General features: G+C 48.5%; 19 protein-coding genes. 3 read left to right on the top strand and 16 right to left on the bottom strand.

Annotated elements, in window-relative coordinates; genetic code table 11:
• Positions 1-53: 53 nt before the first annotated feature.
• The 8 genes from recO to L336_RS03985 are packed head-to-tail and all read right to left on the bottom strand — an operon-like array spanning position 54 to position 5,410.
• Positions 54-728, bottom strand: coding sequence for a DNA repair protein RecO (gene recO, locus L336_RS04020; RefSeq protein ID WP_015641936.1), 675 nt, complete (start codon positions 726-728; stop codon positions 54-56).
• A complete protein-coding gene (locus tag L336_RS04015) occupies positions 725-1,096 on the bottom strand; it encodes a response regulator (protein WP_015641935.1) in 372 nt (123 codons plus the stop codon). The genes recO and L336_RS04015 overlap by 4 nt, the downstream gene beginning before the upstream one ends.
• Positions 1,096-1,833, bottom strand: a complete 738-nt coding sequence (locus tag L336_RS04010; RefSeq protein WP_015641934.1) for a sensor histidine kinase — start codon at positions 1,831-1,833, stop codon at positions 1,096-1,098. Before L336_RS04010 ends, L336_RS04015 begins: the two co-directional genes overlap by 1 nt.
• Before the next feature lie 55 nt (positions 1,834-1,888).
• Positions 1,889-2,554: a hypothetical protein gene (locus L336_RS04005; protein ID WP_015641933.1), complete on the bottom strand. Its 666-nt coding sequence runs from the start codon at positions 2,552-2,554 to the stop codon at positions 1,889-1,891.
• 14 nt (positions 2,555-2,568) lie between these two features.
• On the bottom strand, positions 2,569-3,090 hold the full coding sequence (locus tag L336_RS04000; protein WP_015641932.1) for an SAM-dependent methyltransferase: 522 nt from the start codon (positions 3,088-3,090) through the stop codon (positions 2,569-2,571).
• Positions 3,087-3,296, bottom strand: a complete 210-nt coding sequence (gene xseB / locus L336_RS03995; RefSeq protein ID WP_015641931.1) for an exodeoxyribonuclease VII small subunit — start codon at positions 3,294-3,296, stop codon at positions 3,087-3,089. The genes L336_RS04000 and xseB overlap by 4 nt, the downstream gene beginning before the upstream one ends.
• Positions 3,280-4,389, bottom strand: a complete 1,110-nt coding sequence (gene xseA, locus L336_RS03990; protein WP_015641930.1) for an exodeoxyribonuclease VII large subunit — start codon at positions 4,387-4,389, stop codon at positions 3,280-3,282. The genes xseB and xseA overlap by 17 nt, the downstream gene beginning before the upstream one ends.
• Positions 4,352-5,410, bottom strand: coding sequence for a lysylphosphatidylglycerol synthase transmembrane domain-containing protein (locus L336_RS03985; protein ID WP_015641929.1), 1,059 nt, complete (start codon positions 5,408-5,410; stop codon positions 4,352-4,354). Before L336_RS03985 ends, xseA begins: the two co-directional genes overlap by 38 nt.
• A 23-nt stretch (positions 5,411-5,433) precedes the next feature.
• Here L336_RS03985 and L336_RS03980 point away from each other — a divergent pair, with 23 nt between their 5' ends.
• Together L336_RS03980 and L336_RS03975 are read left to right on the top strand one after the other, a co-directional pair.
• Complete coding sequence (locus L336_RS03980; protein WP_015641928.1) at positions 5,434-6,594, top strand: methyltransferase domain-containing protein; 1,161 nt, start codon at positions 5,434-5,436, stop codon at positions 6,592-6,594.
• 61 nt (positions 6,595-6,655) lie between these two features.
• Entirely contained in the window at positions 6,656-6,928 is a 273-nt protein-coding gene (locus L336_RS03975) for a 50S ribosomal protein L27 (RefSeq protein ID WP_015641927.1), read from the top strand.
• Between the two features lie 27 nt (positions 6,929-6,955).
• On the opposite strand, the gene L336_RS03970 is transcribed toward L336_RS03975, so the two are convergent.
• The 7 genes from L336_RS03970 to prfB all read right to left on the bottom strand — a co-directional run bounded on the left by L336_RS03970 (position 6,956) and on the right by prfB (position 13,756).
• Entirely contained in the window at positions 6,956-7,822 is an 867-nt protein-coding gene (locus tag L336_RS03970) for a hypothetical protein (protein WP_015641926.1), read from the bottom strand.
• Between the two features lie 91 nt (positions 7,823-7,913).
• Positions 7,914-8,318 carry a response regulator transcription factor gene (locus L336_RS03965; protein WP_160142767.1) on the bottom strand — a complete coding sequence of 135 codons (405 nt, stop codon included), beginning with the start codon at positions 8,316-8,318 and terminating at the stop codon, positions 7,914-7,916.
• A gap of 63 nt (positions 8,319-8,381) precedes the next feature.
• Positions 8,382-9,611 carry a S41 family peptidase gene (locus L336_RS03960; protein ID WP_015641924.1) on the bottom strand — a complete coding sequence of 410 codons (1,230 nt, stop codon included), beginning with the start codon at positions 9,609-9,611 and terminating at the stop codon, positions 8,382-8,384.
• An 86-nt stretch (positions 9,612-9,697) separates the two neighbouring features.
• Positions 9,698-10,906, bottom strand: coding sequence for a coiled-coil domain-containing protein (locus L336_RS03955; protein WP_015641923.1), 1,209 nt, complete (start codon positions 10,904-10,906; stop codon positions 9,698-9,700).
• A 43-nt stretch (positions 10,907-10,949) separates the two neighbouring features.
• Complete coding sequence (locus L336_RS03950) at positions 10,950-11,930, bottom strand: cell division protein FtsX (protein ID WP_015641922.1); 981 nt, start codon at positions 11,928-11,930, stop codon at positions 10,950-10,952.
• Positions 11,927-12,616 (bottom strand): cell division ATP-binding protein FtsE, encoded by a 690-nt coding sequence (gene ftsE, locus L336_RS03945; protein ID WP_128569625.1) that lies wholly within the window; start codon positions 12,614-12,616, stop codon positions 11,927-11,929. Before ftsE ends, L336_RS03950 begins: the two co-directional genes overlap by 4 nt.
• Positions 12,617-12,670: 54 nt before the next feature.
• A complete protein-coding gene (gene prfB / locus L336_RS03940) occupies positions 12,671-13,756 on the bottom strand; it encodes a peptide chain release factor 2 (RefSeq protein ID WP_015641920.1) in 1,086 nt (361 codons plus the stop codon).
• 22 nt (positions 13,757-13,778) lie between these two features.
• Between prfB and L336_RS03935 the strand changes: the two genes are divergently transcribed.
• A complete protein-coding gene (locus tag L336_RS03935; RefSeq protein WP_015641919.1) occupies positions 13,779-14,432 on the top strand; it encodes a glutamate racemase in 654 nt (217 codons plus the stop codon).
• Here L336_RS03935 and murD read toward each other — a convergent pair.
• Positions 14,401-15,693, bottom strand: coding sequence for a UDP-N-acetylmuramoyl-L-alanine--D-glutamate ligase (gene murD / locus L336_RS03930; RefSeq protein ID WP_015641918.1), 1,293 nt, complete (start codon positions 15,691-15,693; stop codon positions 14,401-14,403). The two genes, L336_RS03935 and murD, sit on opposite strands and share 32 nt — an antisense overlap.

Raw genomic sequence — 15,693 nt, 5'->3', positions numbered from 1 at the left:
CTGCATGTTGGCAACATGCTTAGAATTAACCTTAGTCGTAGTATAGCATAATTTTACACCGAGGCATGTTGACGGGCGATCAGCCAACAATCAGGTAAAATGCTCATCACCCCACCTATCTGGGTAATGGTTTGAATTGGCTTGGTTGCAATGATGCGCAGTAACTTGATATGATCTGCCGAAATATCTCCCTGCTCCGCCGGTCTCAACCCACGCTCAGACGAATCATACATGTACGTTTTTTTCTCATCAAGCGGCTGGCCAGTAACATCATTCTCGAGATTCAACTCATATCCCGTCAACTCTGCATAGTGAACATAAAACCACGTTTGGATGAGCTGCAGCGGAATCGTCGACACATCAAGCCCCATATACACCTCACTGAGGACACCATACCACTCTGGCTCGTCAATCATTTCACTTGCTTTTGCTACCAGATTTATTGATTCGTACCCAAACTGGAGGCGATCGTAGTCGTTCAATATGTGCTGATAAAACTGCACCAACCGCGCAGAAGTCAGTATCCCCAACTCGCCCCTCCCCCCCGTAATAACGACGTCACTAATCGCAAATAGCTCGATTCCTCCGGCCAATTTGCTTTTTTCTCTTCTCACACCTTTAGCAATCACAGACCGTTGGCCGAGCGGTGTGATCATTCTGAGTACGCGATCTGCTTCACCATAATTCGTTCTCCTCAGGATAATTGCCCGCGTCCGCTCGACACTCATGATGTCACTCTCCGAACTGCCGCAACCAAGTCGTCGGGTTGCATTGTTGTCTTGTCGAGTACGATATGGACGCCATACGATCCGAGATCATAGTCACCCAATTCGCGGGCACTATTGGTACACAATATGATAGGTATTTGTGAGAGATCACTGTGTGAGCGCAACTCATGAAGTAGTACAAACGCATTTGGGCCAGGCATAAATAAATCAAGAATGATGGCCGCCGGATGCGTGCGATCAATCAGCTGCATCCCTTCGATGGCATGAGGCACCGCTTCCACTTCGTAGCCATGCTTCTTCAATACTCGAGCCACATGAGCACTCATCCACTCGTCGTCGTCTATGACCACTACAAGTGGGTGGCTCATTACAACAACCTCAGTTGCGTCGACGCGGTCAGATCAACATAAAATGTCGCGCCGTCTTGATGGCGAGTTGCGCCTACACTTCCCATCATCGTTTCAGCAAAGCGCCGTGCAATCGTAAGTCCTAGACCGCTACTTTGCGGACGGTTATGCAGCGGCTGAGAACTAACTCCGAGAGAAGTATCGAGCCGCCGCCACAGTTGCGATGGCAACGCGGGACCATGGTCACGCACCGCTAATCGAATTTTTGTGCCACCGCTATGGGCCGAAGCTTTCACTACTACTGGCTCACTCCCGACACTATAGTGAAGCGCGTTGTCAGCAAAGTTTATTAGTATTCTCCTCAGTAGATCTTTATTTGCCACGGCTAGTAGAGGGCGATGTCTCTCGGCGACTACCAACCGACGGCCCTTGGCCGCGTACAGCGGCTGAAGTTCGTCCACAACCTCTTCGCATAGTGACATTGGGTTGACAGGCTCAAGCGAAAACAAGCTATCCTTGAGACGCGAACTGCGTGTTAAATCTGTCGTCAATCTCAGTGCCCGCTCACTCGTCAGCGAAATCCGGCGGATCATTGTTGATGCTTCATCAAGCGAACAATCCCCGGCCTCCAATGCAAGAGAAAGCTGGCGGATGAGGGCCAGTGGAGACTTGAGTTCATGTGCCGCAGCAACAAAAAAGGGCGTATCAATTACTGAAACGCCACCCTCATCCTTGAATTGTCTCTCACTCCCCTCCATACTGTCTCTAGTGTAGCACGAAAGAGCAGTCCATGGGGGGCCGGTTTAGCACAATTTACTGATTGAACTTCACCGTTTTGATAAGTGCATCAAAATCGGCTTTAAATATATCGGCATCCGTTCTAATAGTAAGTGTACGGTCACGCATTTTGACAATAATAGCAGCACCCCTGACGTCCTTGTTGAAGTTACCGTCAACGCGCGTACCACTCATGCCGTTATCATTTGACCACGCAATCGATTTAAGGTCACCTTTTTTGATTGCGGCATCATAGTTTCCGAGGGATTTTTCGTACGATGTCTGCTCGATCGTCACTCTCAGTGCAACTTTCTGATTCTGTACACTGATTGGCGGCACCAATATAGGGTTAAGATACGCCTGATATGTCGCGCCCCCACCGCCACTTACATCGGTAGCTTGGTAAGCACTCCACGTCTTTGGATAATCAAACGTCAGGTGTCCGTAGTCGTCCGGGCCGACAAACTGACGCATCGGCTGCTTTTCTCGATCCAAAAACTTAACTTCATCAGCCTCGGCTTGCTGCTTAGACGCTTCCGCCTTGGCGACCGTTATTTTCCCATCGACATCATCCTTCACGTCAGTATAGTTGAGATACGCCCAGACCGAAAACCCCCCAAAAAACACCGTTAATAGTGCTAATGCAATAATAACAAAGACGTATCCGTGGATCATTCCAGATTCTTTTTTTGACCGTACCATAGTTCTTATTATACTTACGCTTTTTTATCTGTAAAGGGCTTTACCTCATAGAGATGGTGTGCCCCAAGTGTCATTTTTTTAGGAACACCCGGTACCTCAAATGCATAGGATACAAACCTGATAGTTCGCCCGAGTCGCGAGGCTTCCTGTGCAACTTTTTTGTACATCTTTTTGATGTCTCTATGCGTTGCAAAGGTATATACAACCGTTGTCTCCGCAGGAAACGTGATCGTCCAGAGATTCGCGCATCGCACTTTGATTCTGTTTCCGTACCGACGCGATACTAACCGCGAAACCCAGGCGATGAAGGGGTTGATCTCGACACCATAGGCATGACGAGCCCCCTGACGAATTGCCTCCCGAAGAACGATACCGTCTCCCGAGCCAATATCAACAAGGGTATCGTCGTCGAGGGGACAGAGTTCGCGGAATGTACGCTCCAACTCCTTCCGTTTTGAAGGCAGGTAGGGTGCACCGGTGAACGCCATGAATCCAAAAAAAATGACAAAGCCGCTCAAAATCCAGAGCCACATCATAGGTCCGTTTGATCAAAGCGTTTTTTTAGTACCGTAATTTGATTTTTGTATTCTGTCAGCTGTACCTGGATATCACGCGCCAGTTTTTCCGCTTCCGCATATTTGTCGAGCGCTTGTTCAATTTCGAAGTCGTCTCCCTCAAACCAACCAACCAATTCTTGTAGTTGTGCCATCTGCTCGTTGATAGTTTTATGTTCTTTTGACATCTTTGACCTCCGCGATAATTATATCTTTTTCCCTCTCGACGCTGATCATGCTTCCTACCTCTACCCTGCCTCTGACAACTGCGTAACCACGCTCCAACACCTCTCTTGGGCTGTATGCTTCGATCAGCTGCGAGATACTCGCTACCGTTACTTCTATACGCTGGCATCTGCTTTCAAGCACCTTCACTGCTTCAGATAGTTGTCTCTCGATATTCGTCTGCTGTTGTCCAATCGCCTCTTCGGTACGTGATGCAATCCTCATTAGGCTGTGATTGGTTGATGCAATGACTTCTCGACGGTCCAGGACCAGAAGCTCTGCTGCGTTGCTGGGGGTGGCAGCTCTTACGTCCGCCACAAAGTCAATCAACGTCTCGTCAACGTCATGTCCTATGCCAACCAGTGTCGGTATCCTGCTCGCCGCCATTTCTCTTACAAGCAGTTCATCATTAAAGGTGCTAAGGTCGTCAGCACTTCCGCCCCCACGCACAACTACCAAAACATCAGCTAAGGTTTCTTTCTCATTGAAATACTTAATGGCACGGATAATCTGGTCAGCAGCTCGCTCGCCCTGAACTTGTACATGCGCGACTTCGACGGCAACCCCTCCCCAGCGGTTATCGAGAATTTTTATGAAATCTTTGTAGCCCGCGGCTTCGGTGCTACTGATGACAGCAACCCGCTGCGGAAATCGTGGCAGTAGGCGCTTGCGCTCCGGCGCAAATAATCCTTCCTTTGCCAGTTTCTCCCTCAAGAGCTCAAAACTTTTTTTGAGACTTCCTGCGCCGCTTGGTCGTACCGACTGAACCGTGAGGCTAAACTTCCCCCACGCAGTGAGCTTTGGAACGGCTTTGATAACCACTTTCATCCCGTCTTCGATCGGGATTCGCAGCTGCCAGACACTCATAAAGCAGCTCACGGTTGCTTGTTCATCCTTTAGGTCAAAAAATACATATTTATTTTGGTTGACCTTAAAACTTGCTACCTCGCCCTCAATCTCAACAGAGGAATACGCGTACTCAAGCGTCTGGTTGAGGAGCGCCGTAAAATCACTGACGCTAATTATCGCCGATAGATTCTGAGTCTCGTTTGTCATACGTGATAAGCGCCCGTTGATAAAAAATGTATCCAAGACCGATCACCATAAGGAGGATGATAACTCGTGCTAGTATAATGCCGGCGATAGCACGCCCCTCTGAGAGTCCTGTCGTTGCAAGCACCAACACCATGAGAGCCTCATATGCTCCCGCTCCTCCTGGTGTGACCACAACAAACGCGGCTAGCTGAGCGATACCATAGCCGATCAAAATCGCTGCCGGATTGACATATACACCAAGGGCCAAAAATGCAATATAAAACTGAGCAACATCAAGTGCATAAAATAACATACCCCACAGGTACGGCCTCAGAAGAATCTTTTTGTCTCGCATCATCGAAACATAATCGCGATGCATATCATTAAACATCACCATGAGACGCTGGCTATCAATAACAGCCTTCTTGCGACCCCTCGTTGCCCACCGTACTAGTTTATTGCAGGCAGTCGCAAGCCATCCGGCAAAGCGCTGCATACGCACCGGACTGCTTACCAGATAAATAACTCCCAGCGTTGCAATAAACATCAGAAATACCATTGCCGAACTCATCAAGATTATCCATCGGTTGATACCCGAGTCAATCGTGACAGCCAATACCGACACCACCAGTAGTGTTGTTATCGCTGCAAAACCAGTCACAAATCTGACTGCTTGAGCGACGGTTGATTGCGTACCGGCCACGCCGAGCTTGCTCAAACGCCAATTGAGATACGAGACACCGCTCATCCCGCCACTTGGGAGGACATGATTAACAAAATTAAACTCCATCGAAACACGCATCAACTCCCAAGCACTGATATGCTGGATCAATCGTTTTTGGCGCAAATACGACAGCGTCATTTCTCCCGCAACGATATTTCCTGCGACAATGAGCGGAATGATAAGCACCAGAAGCCACAGATTTGCCTCTCGCACCAAGTGCCATGCATGGTCAAGTTGATGTCTAGAGAGGTACAGAAGTACTGCTACCAGCAGGAGGGTTGTCAAGCTCAACCAAAACCGAAAAGAAGGTCGTTTCATGCTCCATCTAGTATACTATACGCATGCATGTCGCAATACTCGGACGTCAACCCGCACTTGGTATGGCAGAACTCGAACAACTCTATGGAGCATCAGGCGTCCAGTGGTTTTCGGACAACTCAGCCTGTATCGATCACCCTGGGTTCGATTTTGAAAGATTAGCTGGCAGCCAAAAAGCCGGCCGGGTCGTTGCCGAACTCCGTGGCGACTGGCGACAAACCAGCACGGTGCTTGTCAACGCGTATGTGGATGCCTGGCAGAATCATAAGGGCAAAATCACGCTCGGAATCAGTGCCTACGGCTTTCACGTTTCGCCTCGAGATGTTCAAAAGGCAGGTATCGTCCTCAAGGCAAAACTAAAGAAGCACGGTGTGAGTCTGCGTTTGATTCCAAACAACGACCCTGCCCTCAGTACGGCAACATCTCACCACAACAAGTTAGGGCTGAGTGATAACCACATCGAAATCCTCATCGTGCGGTCTGCAAATGGCAAGGTACTGATCGCCGAGTCGGTTGGTTCCCAAAACATCACCGCTCTCGCCCGCCGTGATCAAGGCCGCCCAAAACGCGATGCGTTCGTCGGCATGTTACCGCCAAAACTCGCCCGTATGATGGTCAACTTATCTGGCGTTACTCCCCCCGGACGCCTGCTCGATCCATTTTGCGGCACCGGGGTATTACTACAAGAAGCTGCTCTCGTAGGGTTCGATGTTTATGGCACAGACCTGTCGCCAAAAATGATTGAGTTTTCCCAGAAAAACCTCGAATGGCTTAGCGAGACCCACCATACCGTCTCAGATATCACCCTTGACCAAGGAGACGCCATGACTCATATCTGGGAGGGTACGATTTCGGCAGTTATTGCCGAGACATACCTTGGACAGCCCTTTTCGGCCCCACCCTCGCCCTCCAAGCTCGTTCAGGTACGCGATAATTGTGATCACATCATTAGTACATTTCTGAAGAACCTCGCACCTCAAATCCCTGCCGGGACTCCTGTTTGTCTCGCCATCCCAGCATGGCGAGACAGCCTCGGCCACTTTACCCATTTACCCCTAACAGGCCGTCTCACATCACTCGGTTTTTCTCAGCAGACACTCGAGCATGTTCGCAAGGAAGAGCTCATATACTATCGTGAAGACCAAGTTGTTGCTAGACAACTACTAGTACTCAAAAAGGGTTGACTATTTACCTCAGTTGGCGTACAATAAAGCGGATTAGTTATATTGGTTTTTAAGGAGTCATATGTCACACGTCAAAGCAGGCGGCTCATCAAAGAACGTCCACAACAATGCCGGTGCTCGCCTCGGTGTTAAACGGTTTGGCGGTCAGGTTGTTACCGCTGGTCAAGTACTCGTACGCCAGACAGGCAGTACAAAAATTGCCGGACCTGGTACTTACACGAGCCGAAACTTCACCATTCACGCAGCACAAGACGGTGTTGTCGGATTCAAAAAAGTCAAAAAAGGCTCATTTACTGGCCGCACCCACACTCGTACCCAAGTAGTTGTTAGCTAGAATTTGGAATTTATATTGCCATTATAGCTACAGTCTATCCCACAATGCCTGATAGTTACTTGATAGTGCTCGTGCTTCTGGACTCATAGCCCGGTAGGCTTGACCAGCGTTTTGACCATAGGTTGTCGAACCGCCACCGTCACCCCTCTTCTGTGCTTCTTTTTTATCGTGTAAATACATTGCATATCTCTCAAGGTTTCGCCTATCTGCCTCGCTCAGCCCAGCAACCAACTTGTCCAACTCTCTTTGGATACGCTCCGTTCGCTGTTCTGGTGTTTCGGGGGTAGGTTTCACTGGCTTTTCCGGCTGAGCCATTACCCAATCAGGAACGGAATCGATAATACCCTGTGGCTGTTGCGCAGCAAGACCAGCACGAAGCTTATCTGCTTGCTCTGGTGTAAGCGCCCACTCTGATGAGTCTGACTCAGGAACGGTAACTGGCTTTTCCCATGATGCCCGATAGAGCACTTGAGCTGGAGTTTCCTGCGCGAGCGCTGCTGCTCCCTGGCCCATTTCCCTATCTCGTTGCTCACGTTCCTTCTCGGCCATAACTTCTTGTAGGTGGCGGAGCTCTGCGGTAGGAACATCTTTATAAAGTGAATCAAATTGACCGGTCTTAGGATTCCAGATATTTTTTCCAACTCGGGTATACTCCACTCCCTTAATTACAGAGGTACCGCTAGGAAACCAGCCTAATTCCGGCTCCGTAACCGGCTTGTCTGCAGCATCACGCTGCAGCACACCATCTGGGCTATACACATTTCGCGGAACCCACATATTTGGACAAGCCCAACCCTCTGGGTATGGCTCAAATCCACGGTCAGCAACCGGAACTTCAGCATCTTGTGGTTGATAATCCTGTGGTGTAGTGGCTATATGTTCGTGGTGGCTCATTTTTGTTTTTCTTTCAGTGCGTTAGTAAATCCACTATAGCAAAAAATTGACTAAAAGTCAAGATGCTTTTGCTTAAGAATCTGCGCTTATATTATGATGCCTGCTGAGGGCCGGGATCCATGCCCAAGTGATGCTTTACCCTCGCGACGACGTCGCCAATGACGACTTGCGACTTCACGAGATAATCATCAACGCCGAGCTGCTCGGCACGTTCTTTGTCTTTTGGTTGGCTCAGTGCTGTTAACATAATGACGCGGATGTTTGTCGTCTCGGGGGTATTTCGTAGGATATCGAGTACATCAAAGCCACTGATCTTTGGCATCATGGCATCAAGCAGTATCAAATCAGGTTTATAAGACATTGCTGCTGACAGCGCGTCTTCGCCATTGTTGACTTCATTGATCTCAAATCCTTCAAGCTCAAGCCGAGAGCGATACACGGCGGCAAGCGCTGTATCATCTTCGACAAGCAATATTTTCTTTTTTACTGCGTCCATATGCATTTATAGTAGCTCAGTAGATTCAAAAGCACAAGCACTCTTGTATATTCGCTGTATAGATTATTTTACTGCTGCCAGAGCGGCGTCCATTTGTGGGTCGCGGCCGGCATCCATATCAGTTGAAGTCAACACTACTGACATATCTGGCGTAATGCCCTCTTTTGTAATGTTCTTGCCATTTGGCGTGTACCACCTCGCGACAGTTACTTTAAGAATCCGTCCTCCGGGCAATTCGATCACTTTCTGGACAGTGCCTTTACCAAAGGTTTTTTCTCCGATCAACGTCGCTGCTTTATGGTCCTGCAGTGCACCTGCAACGATTTCGCTTGCACTCGCACTGCCGCCATTGACGAGTACAACCGTCTTTATACCCCCTAATAGCGGCGAACCGTCTGCCTTGAGGGTGCCAGTGACCGTATCACCGGTGCGCTCTGTGACGATCACTTTTTTGTCGAGCCATAGGCTAGCGACTTGCCGTGCAGCATCAAGATAACCACCGCCATCATCTCTCAGATCAAGGATAATTGCTTTGACATTCTGATCTTTGAACGACCGAGCTGCCTCTGATGCAAGTGTGCCAGTTTGATCGTCAAATCGTGATATCTTCATAATTCCCACACCGTCTTTCACACTTGTACGCACACTTGGATCACTCACCTTTGCCCGTGTAATGGTAAACTCTTTCGTGTCGTTGCCTCTCTTGAGCGTCAATTTAACGGTTGTATCGGCTTCACCACGAACTTTCTCAGCAACATCTGCAGCACTCGCGCCGCGCATCGAAAGATCATTGACTCCAAGTATTACATCACCAGCCTGAACGCCTGCTTTTTCGGCAGGAGAATTGGCAAGCGTACGCAAGATGGTCGGCTGCCCGCTGCGAACACCAATCTCGGCTCCAATGCCGCTCACCTCACCGCTCAGTTCCTTGTTGAAGGCGTCGGCCTCAGATTTATCCATAAAGACGGTATAACGGTCACCCGCAGCGGCCACCATTCCCCTATTTGCGCCATCGATAAGTGCATTTGTATCGAGGGTACCGTCGTAATTCGCTTTTAGCTTCTGGAATGTTCGCTGCACACTCAAAAGATCAAGTGTGTCACTCGATGCCTTTATGCCAAACACCGGGGCAATCGCAGCCCACAGTTGATCACTGCGCGTTCCCGCTACAAATGAAGAAATTGCAACCGCACACACGATCGCGATATACCATGCCCTTGTTGCGCCTCGCGAAGCTGAAGCTGATTGATTTTGAGGTACAGCAACATGATGTGGTGTTTGTAAATCAGGCACAGCGTTTCCTCTTATGGTTTATGTCATTCATTATAGCGCAGCCAGTGCGGCCGCGCTATAGAAGCATCAAATCTATAATAAAACTACTACTTGTTTTGGAATCTTAAGAACACAACACCAGATGTCGCAATGTTCATCGTGCTGTATTCACCTGTTCCATAGAAGTTGTACTGACTAACCCGTACCGTACTACCAGAGACACTTTCTACTATCATGGCATGGCCTACTGGAGCGAGTCCGGGGACGATCGGTAAGATCACAGCGTCACCTGGTTGTGGATCATACGTCCTGACGGCACCACTATAACGCGGTGCGCTCCATACCCATTCATAAGCGTTACCGTTACCACTAAAATTACCGACATATTTACCAAACCGCTCCGAGAGTGCCCAAGCAACATAGCTAACACATTCGCGGTTGTAGAGTCCCCATGGGTCTGAATATGAATCTTGATAGCCACAATACGGATAACCACCGCTACCGCAGCCGCTATTTCCGCTCCAATTGCTATAAGAGAAATTACCAATTACACCCGAATCTCCGCCGCCACTACTTTGGCGCAGACTGTCGTAGTAAGCGCGCTGTTGAGCGGCAATGCTTTGAAGCTGCGACTGGTTTTGTGAAACAAGCCCCTGAAATGCCGCTTCATCATTTCGAGTCTGCTGAACAAGTTGAGCCTGCTGGGCTTCTTTGGCAGCCAATGATGCTTGTTGAGCTTTTTGGCGATCGAGCACAACTTGTACGTCTGCCTTATCTTTTTCAAGTTTGATCTTGAGTGCTTTTATTTCTTCGATGGTAGTGTTGAGCGTATCTCGAATTGACGCGCGATATTCTTGTTGATCGACGTAGTCACCGATACTTTTGCTGCTAGCAAGCATCTCAAGAGGTGTAATCGAATTATCGACATACATATTTGCGATTGTCTCCCCAAGCGCATCTTTGTTGTCAGCGATTTTTTTCTCAGTGTCGGTTATTTGCCTTTGAAGTTTGTCGTATTGTGCCTGAGAAAGGTTGATTTGTGCTTGAATCGCATTTTTCTCGTTTGTCAGGCGATCGAGTTCTACCTGGAGGGTTTGGGCCTGCTTACCTAGCTCATCCGCCCGTGACTGGTACTGGCGTATCTGGTTGTTGATAGCTTGCATCTGATCATCGTAGCTGTCGGCATGAACTCGTTGTGTAATAGACAACGGTGCGGCAAGTATCACCAAGACGGCTGTCGCCACGACAATAGATTTGGTCGCAAGACCTTTGATACTGGGGCGCTGAACTGGTGTGGCGGACCGTTGTTTCATCATGTGTATCGTACCATAAGCATAAGCATATTGTCAATAGAGCTCACTAGAGTTTGAGGTAACGACGAGTTGCAAGTAGCGATGATATTGTGCCTATCAGCGCACCGAGCAAAATCATACCAAGTAATATAAATCCGATATACATCGTCATCATGTCGACCGTTCCCTGCATCGGGACACCATATGACTTGAGCGATTCCGATGAAGAATACATGATAGCGACACCCAGCACTGTCGCAAGCACTGCCGCAATAAAGCCGTAGACGATTGCTTCAACTACAAACGGTCCGCGAATGAAGCTTTTTTCTGCACCAATGAGTTTCATCATCTGTATTTCCTCTTTGCGATTAAAGATAGCCATCCTAATGGTGTTAAAGATGATCAATGACGAAATACTGACGAAAACGACGCTGGCGATGATGCCTAATTTTTGGGCAAATTGAGTCCAGCTCGCTATCGTCTCTGTCGGTGCTCGCCGATCACCCATAAAGGTTGGCTTGCGAATCGGATCAATGTATTTTTTTAGTGTCTCGTTGTCATTCACAAATGATATAAGCTGACTGGTGTTGTTGACATCCTTGAGATTGATACTTAGTTTTGCTGGTATACGATTGCTTGCCTCAGTAAGTGCATTGAGGGTATTTTGGTCAGTTTTGTTGTCAACCGCGAACTGTGCACGGTTTTCCTCGGAACTACTATAGGCGACGCTTTCGACGTTTGCGAGGCTACTCAACTGATCAACAATCGGCTGAGCCTGTTCCTTTGTGGTGTCTGGCTTCAAGAAAATGGAGCGCGGCAAACGACGACCAATGACATCTGTTGTATCAGACAGAATGTTTTGAGCAGCAACGGTGATAAAAATAATGACGAGCGTGATAGTCATCACCGCGGTAGCAGCGATGGTGAGCCAGGCATTACGACTAAAGTTATTGATACCGTAGCGGCACATTCGCACAAAAGTAAGCCACTGCCTGCGGTGCCGTTTCTGACCAGCCAATGCCTTAGCATTCGTACTAGAACGGCTCATTGACGATAACTCCCCTGTGCCTGATCACTGACAATTTTGCCGTGATCGATGGCAATCACTCGCCGCTTCAATTTATTGACAATCTCGACATTATGCGTTGTGAGCAACACGGTCGTCCCGTACTTATTAATCTTTTCGAGCAATCGTACGATGTCCCAGCTGTGACGAGGGTCAAGGTTACCGGTAGGCTCATCGGCAATCAAAATCTTGGGCTGACGTACGACAGCACGCGCAATCGCTACACGCTGCCGCTCGCCACCAGAGAGCTCATGGGGAAAGCTTTTTTCTTTGCCAGTGAGACCAACCAGATCAATGACTTTCGGCACAGTATTACGTATTTCACGGTTTGTCATGCCGGCAATCTCGAGTGCAAAGGCGATGTTTTCAAACACCGTTCGCTGCGGAAGAAGCTTGAAATCCTGAAAGACTACCCCTATTTTGCGTCGCAGCAGCGGGATATGCTTGTCCTTGAGCGTATCATAATCAATGCCACCAACGACAATCTTGCCAGTAGTGGGCTTTTCCTCCCTCGTCAGTAGCTTGAGAAGTGTCGACTTCCCGGCACCACTCGTACCCACAAGAATCACAAACTCATTAGGCTCAATATGCAAGCTAACGCGATTGAGTGCTGGTTTGAGATCTTTGCCGTACGATTTTGTTACCCTATCTAACAGAATCATTACCACTATTGTAACACAATTTTTCCTGGAAAACGAGCGACGGGCGCTGTTGTTTACTGGCTATGATGCAGCCATATGTTGTTGAAGGTAGGCATCAATAAAGCCGTCGAGCTTGCCATCCAACACCGCCTGTGCATCATGTTCTTCATATTTCGTCCGCGTATCCTTGACTAATGTATAGGGATGGAGTACATAATTTCGAATCTGGGTGCCCCAACTCGCCGACTCACCAGCGCGCAGATCCGCTAGAGACTCAGCGTGCTGCTCTAATTGCAGCTGAACTAGCCTCCCTCTCAGTATCTTGAGTGCTGTCTCTTTGTTTTGAAGCTGACTTCGCTCATTTTGGATTGCCACAACAATCCCCGTAGGAAGATGGGTAATCCTCACTGCACTATCCGTCGTGTTGACCGATTGCCCCCCGTGCCCTCCAGCGCGATAGACATCGATTTTGAGATCTTTGTCGTCGACATTGACCTCATCGGGCGTATCAATCTCTGGCATAATCTCGACAAGCGCAAAACTCGTTTGGCGAAGATTGTCGGCATTAAATGGACTCAACCGTACGAGGCGATGAACGCCATGCTCAGACTGCAATTTTCCATAGGCATAGGAACCTGAGATTGTATAGGTTGCTGATTTTATGCCCGCTTCGTCACCAGCGCTACGTTCAATCAGTTCGATCTTCATATCTGCCTTTTCGGCCCAGCGCAAATACATACGCTCGAGCATCTCACACCAATCCTGCGCGTCCGTGCCCCCCGCGCCGGCACTCAACTTCACAATGGCCGTGTATTCGTCATACTTACCAGAGAACAGCAGTTCTTTTCTTCGAGCGTTATATTCATCCTCCAATGTTTGGAGTTGCTGGCGCATCTCAGGCTCCAGCGTTTCGTCCCCTAATTCACATAGCTCAGCTAATTCATCGGCTTGACTAAGCAAGTTTACCCATGGATCAACCTGATTTTTTAATACACTTGCCTGTTTACTCGTACGCTGTGCTGTCTCTGGATCAGACCAAATCGAGCCATCATGGAGCTGTTGCTCCAACGAAAGAAGCTGACCCTTTTTCGCATCAATTTGAAGCAGAGTGAATGCTTCGATGATAGCATCTCTCGTATCAGTAAGACGTTTTTTGAGTGGTTGCATGTGATTCTATTATAATGGAATTATGAAAATCGGTGTATTTGATAGCGGCATTGGCGGTGAGATAGTTGCGAATGACCTAAAAAAGCATTTCCCCGACGCAACCATTACTGCTATAAATGATAGGGCTCACTTGCCCTATGGGACAAAAACTGAAGAACAGGTAATTAACCTTACCGATACCGCAATTCAGCCACTCATCGCAGCAGCATCAGATGTCATTGTTATCGCGTGCAATACTGCCACGACTATCGCTCTTTCATTTCTAAGAAAGAAATACCCCGATCAGTTATTCGTAGGGATTGAGCCAATGATCAAAACTGCGTCAGAACTAACGCGCACAAACGTCGTAGCGGTTTGTGCTACTCCTGCTACCCTAAAAAGTAAGCGCTACAATGAACTCAAGAAGAGCTTTGCTGCTGACATCACGGTTTTAGAACCTGACTGCTCAGACTGGGCCTCTATGATCGAAGCCAACTCGGTTGACATGAGCCGCATATCGTCTGTCATAGCCGACTCACTTGCTAAAAAGGCTGATGTCATCGTCCTTGGGTGCACCCATTACCACTGGATATACGAGCAGATTACGAAGTTATCCCAGGAGCGCGCACATATTATTGAACCTACTCCCTCGATCGCTCGACAAATTACTGCGCTAACTGCAAAACGGCCTCGATAAATTGGTCACCCCGATCCGCATAACTCTTGTACTGGTCAAAGCTGGCACTTGCGGGACTTAAGATAACTGTTGAGCCACTATCCGCGACTGACCTAGCTGCCGCCACTACCTCACGCATACCGCCCTCAATCCTTACAACTGCCACCCCTGCTTGTTCACATAATGTTGCAATCTTGTCTCCGGTTTGACCAATCGCAATCACACGCGCCCCTGCATTCAAACATGCTTCAATGACTGGCGCATAGTCTGCGCCCTTATCCGAACCGCCTAAGATGATGATTCTTTTTCCTTCAAATGAATTGAGCGCCGCCACCGCAGAACCAGGTGTCGTTGCGATACTGTTGTCATAATAATCTACGCCGCCTCTTGTGGCGACATATTTGAGCCTATGTGGTAATCCATGAAAAGAACGGAGGCCCTCAGCTACAAAAGGAGCGACAGACCTGTCAACTGTAAGTGAAGCTGTAATCGCAGCACAAGCGTTTTCTCGGTTGAAATTACCGGCAATGGTTAAACAATCAACGGGGCAGACTAATTGATCTTGAACAAAAAAATTGCTCGATTTTACATATACTCCTTGGTCTTCGGCCGTACCATAGCGAATTTTATTGCTAATAGCTTGTGCTGCAATTTCCTCAGACCAGTGATTATCAGCATAGTAAATCACGACATCGTCTCGATTTTGGTATCGCACAATAGTCGCCTTTGCCTGCACATACTCTTCCATCGATGCATGAACGTCCAAATGATCGGGCTCAATCATCAGTACAACTGCGATGTGCGGACTCTTTTCGAGGTCCCATAGTTGAAAACTGCTTAATTCATACACGACGATGTCCTGCTCAGCAATATCAGGTAATGTCTCAAGGGCAGGTTGGCCAATGTTACCAACAAGGTGTACCGTATGTCCGGCGGCTCTCAATATTGCCGTTATCAAGCTACACGTCGTGCCCTTTCCCTTCGTACCCGTTACCCCGATAATAGGAGCTGGGCATCTCGCGAAAAATTCGTTCGTTGCGGACCAAATGCGCTTAGCCGAAGAAATTTTGTGGGGCGCAAGACCTGCTGTTCGGACCACAAGATCGAATTCAGATAAATCATCGAGTACGTGCGGTCCTAGTCTAGTAGGAACACCGTCTGGTACAGCGCGTGACAAGGTTTCTTGTTCGTCGACCACCACGACATCATCACCTCGCGATAGCCAGTATTTGACACTTTGCTCACCCTCGATCCCATAGCCCGCAATCGCAATTTTCACCAT

The organism is Candidatus Saccharimonas aalborgensis (assembly GCF_000392435.1).
Lineage (GTDB): Bacteria > Patescibacteriota > Saccharimonadia > Saccharimonadales > Saccharimonadaceae > Saccharimonas > Saccharimonas aalborgensis.
This window is presented reverse-complemented; position numbering and strand designations above follow the sequence as displayed.

Excerpts from the sequence above, each read along its gene's own strand:
- recO (WP_015641936.1), bottom strand. The coding sequence starts at position 728 with ATGAGTGTCGAGCGGACGCGGGCAATTATCCTGAGGAGAACGAATTAT.
- L336_RS04015 (WP_015641935.1), bottom strand. The coding sequence starts at position 1,096 with ATGAGCCACCCACTTGTAGTGGTCATAGACGACGACGAGTGGATGAGT.
- L336_RS04010 (WP_015641934.1), bottom strand. The coding sequence starts at position 1,833 with ATGGAGGGGAGTGAGAGACAATTCAAGGATGAGGGTGGCGTTTCAGTA.
- L336_RS04005 (WP_015641933.1), bottom strand. The coding sequence starts at position 2,554 with ATGGTACGGTCAAAAAAAGAATCTGGAATGATCCACGGATACGTCTTT.
- L336_RS04000 (WP_015641932.1), bottom strand. The coding sequence starts at position 3,090 with ATGATGTGGCTCTGGATTTTGAGCGGCTTTGTCATTTTTTTTGGATTC.
- xseB (WP_015641931.1), bottom strand. The coding sequence starts at position 3,296 with ATGTCAAAAGAACATAAAACTATCAACGAGCAGATGGCACAACTACAA.
- xseA (WP_015641930.1), bottom strand. The coding sequence starts at position 4,389 with ATGACAAACGAGACTCAGAATCTATCGGCGATAATTAGCGTCAGTGAT.
- L336_RS03985 (WP_015641929.1), bottom strand. The coding sequence starts at position 5,410 with ATGAAACGACCTTCTTTTCGGTTTTGGTTGAGCTTGACAACCCTCCTG.
- L336_RS03980 (WP_015641928.1), top strand. The coding sequence starts at position 5,434 with ATGCATGTCGCAATACTCGGACGTCAACCCGCACTTGGTATGGCAGAA.
- L336_RS03975 (WP_015641927.1), top strand. The coding sequence starts at position 6,656 with ATGTCACACGTCAAAGCAGGCGGCTCATCAAAGAACGTCCACAACAAT.
- L336_RS03970 (WP_015641926.1), bottom strand. The coding sequence starts at position 7,822 with ATGAGCCACCACGAACATATAGCCACTACACCACAGGATTATCAACCA.
- L336_RS03965 (WP_160142767.1), bottom strand. The coding sequence starts at position 8,318 with ATGGACGCAGTAAAAAAGAAAATATTGCTTGTCGAAGATGATACAGCG.
- L336_RS03955 (WP_015641923.1), bottom strand. The coding sequence starts at position 10,906 with ATGATGAAACAACGGTCCGCCACACCAGTTCAGCGCCCCAGTATCAAA.
- L336_RS03950 (WP_015641922.1), bottom strand. The coding sequence starts at position 11,930 with ATGAGCCGTTCTAGTACGAATGCTAAGGCATTGGCTGGTCAGAAACGG.
- prfB (WP_015641920.1), bottom strand. The coding sequence starts at position 13,756 with ATGCAACCACTCAAAAAACGTCTTACTGATACGAGAGATGCTATCATC.
- L336_RS03935 (WP_015641919.1), top strand. The coding sequence starts at position 13,779 with ATGAAAATCGGTGTATTTGATAGCGGCATTGGCGGTGAGATAGTTGCG.
- murD (WP_015641918.1), bottom strand. The coding sequence starts at position 15,693 with ATGGTGAAAATTGCGATTGCGGGCTATGGGATCGAGGGTGAGCAAAGT.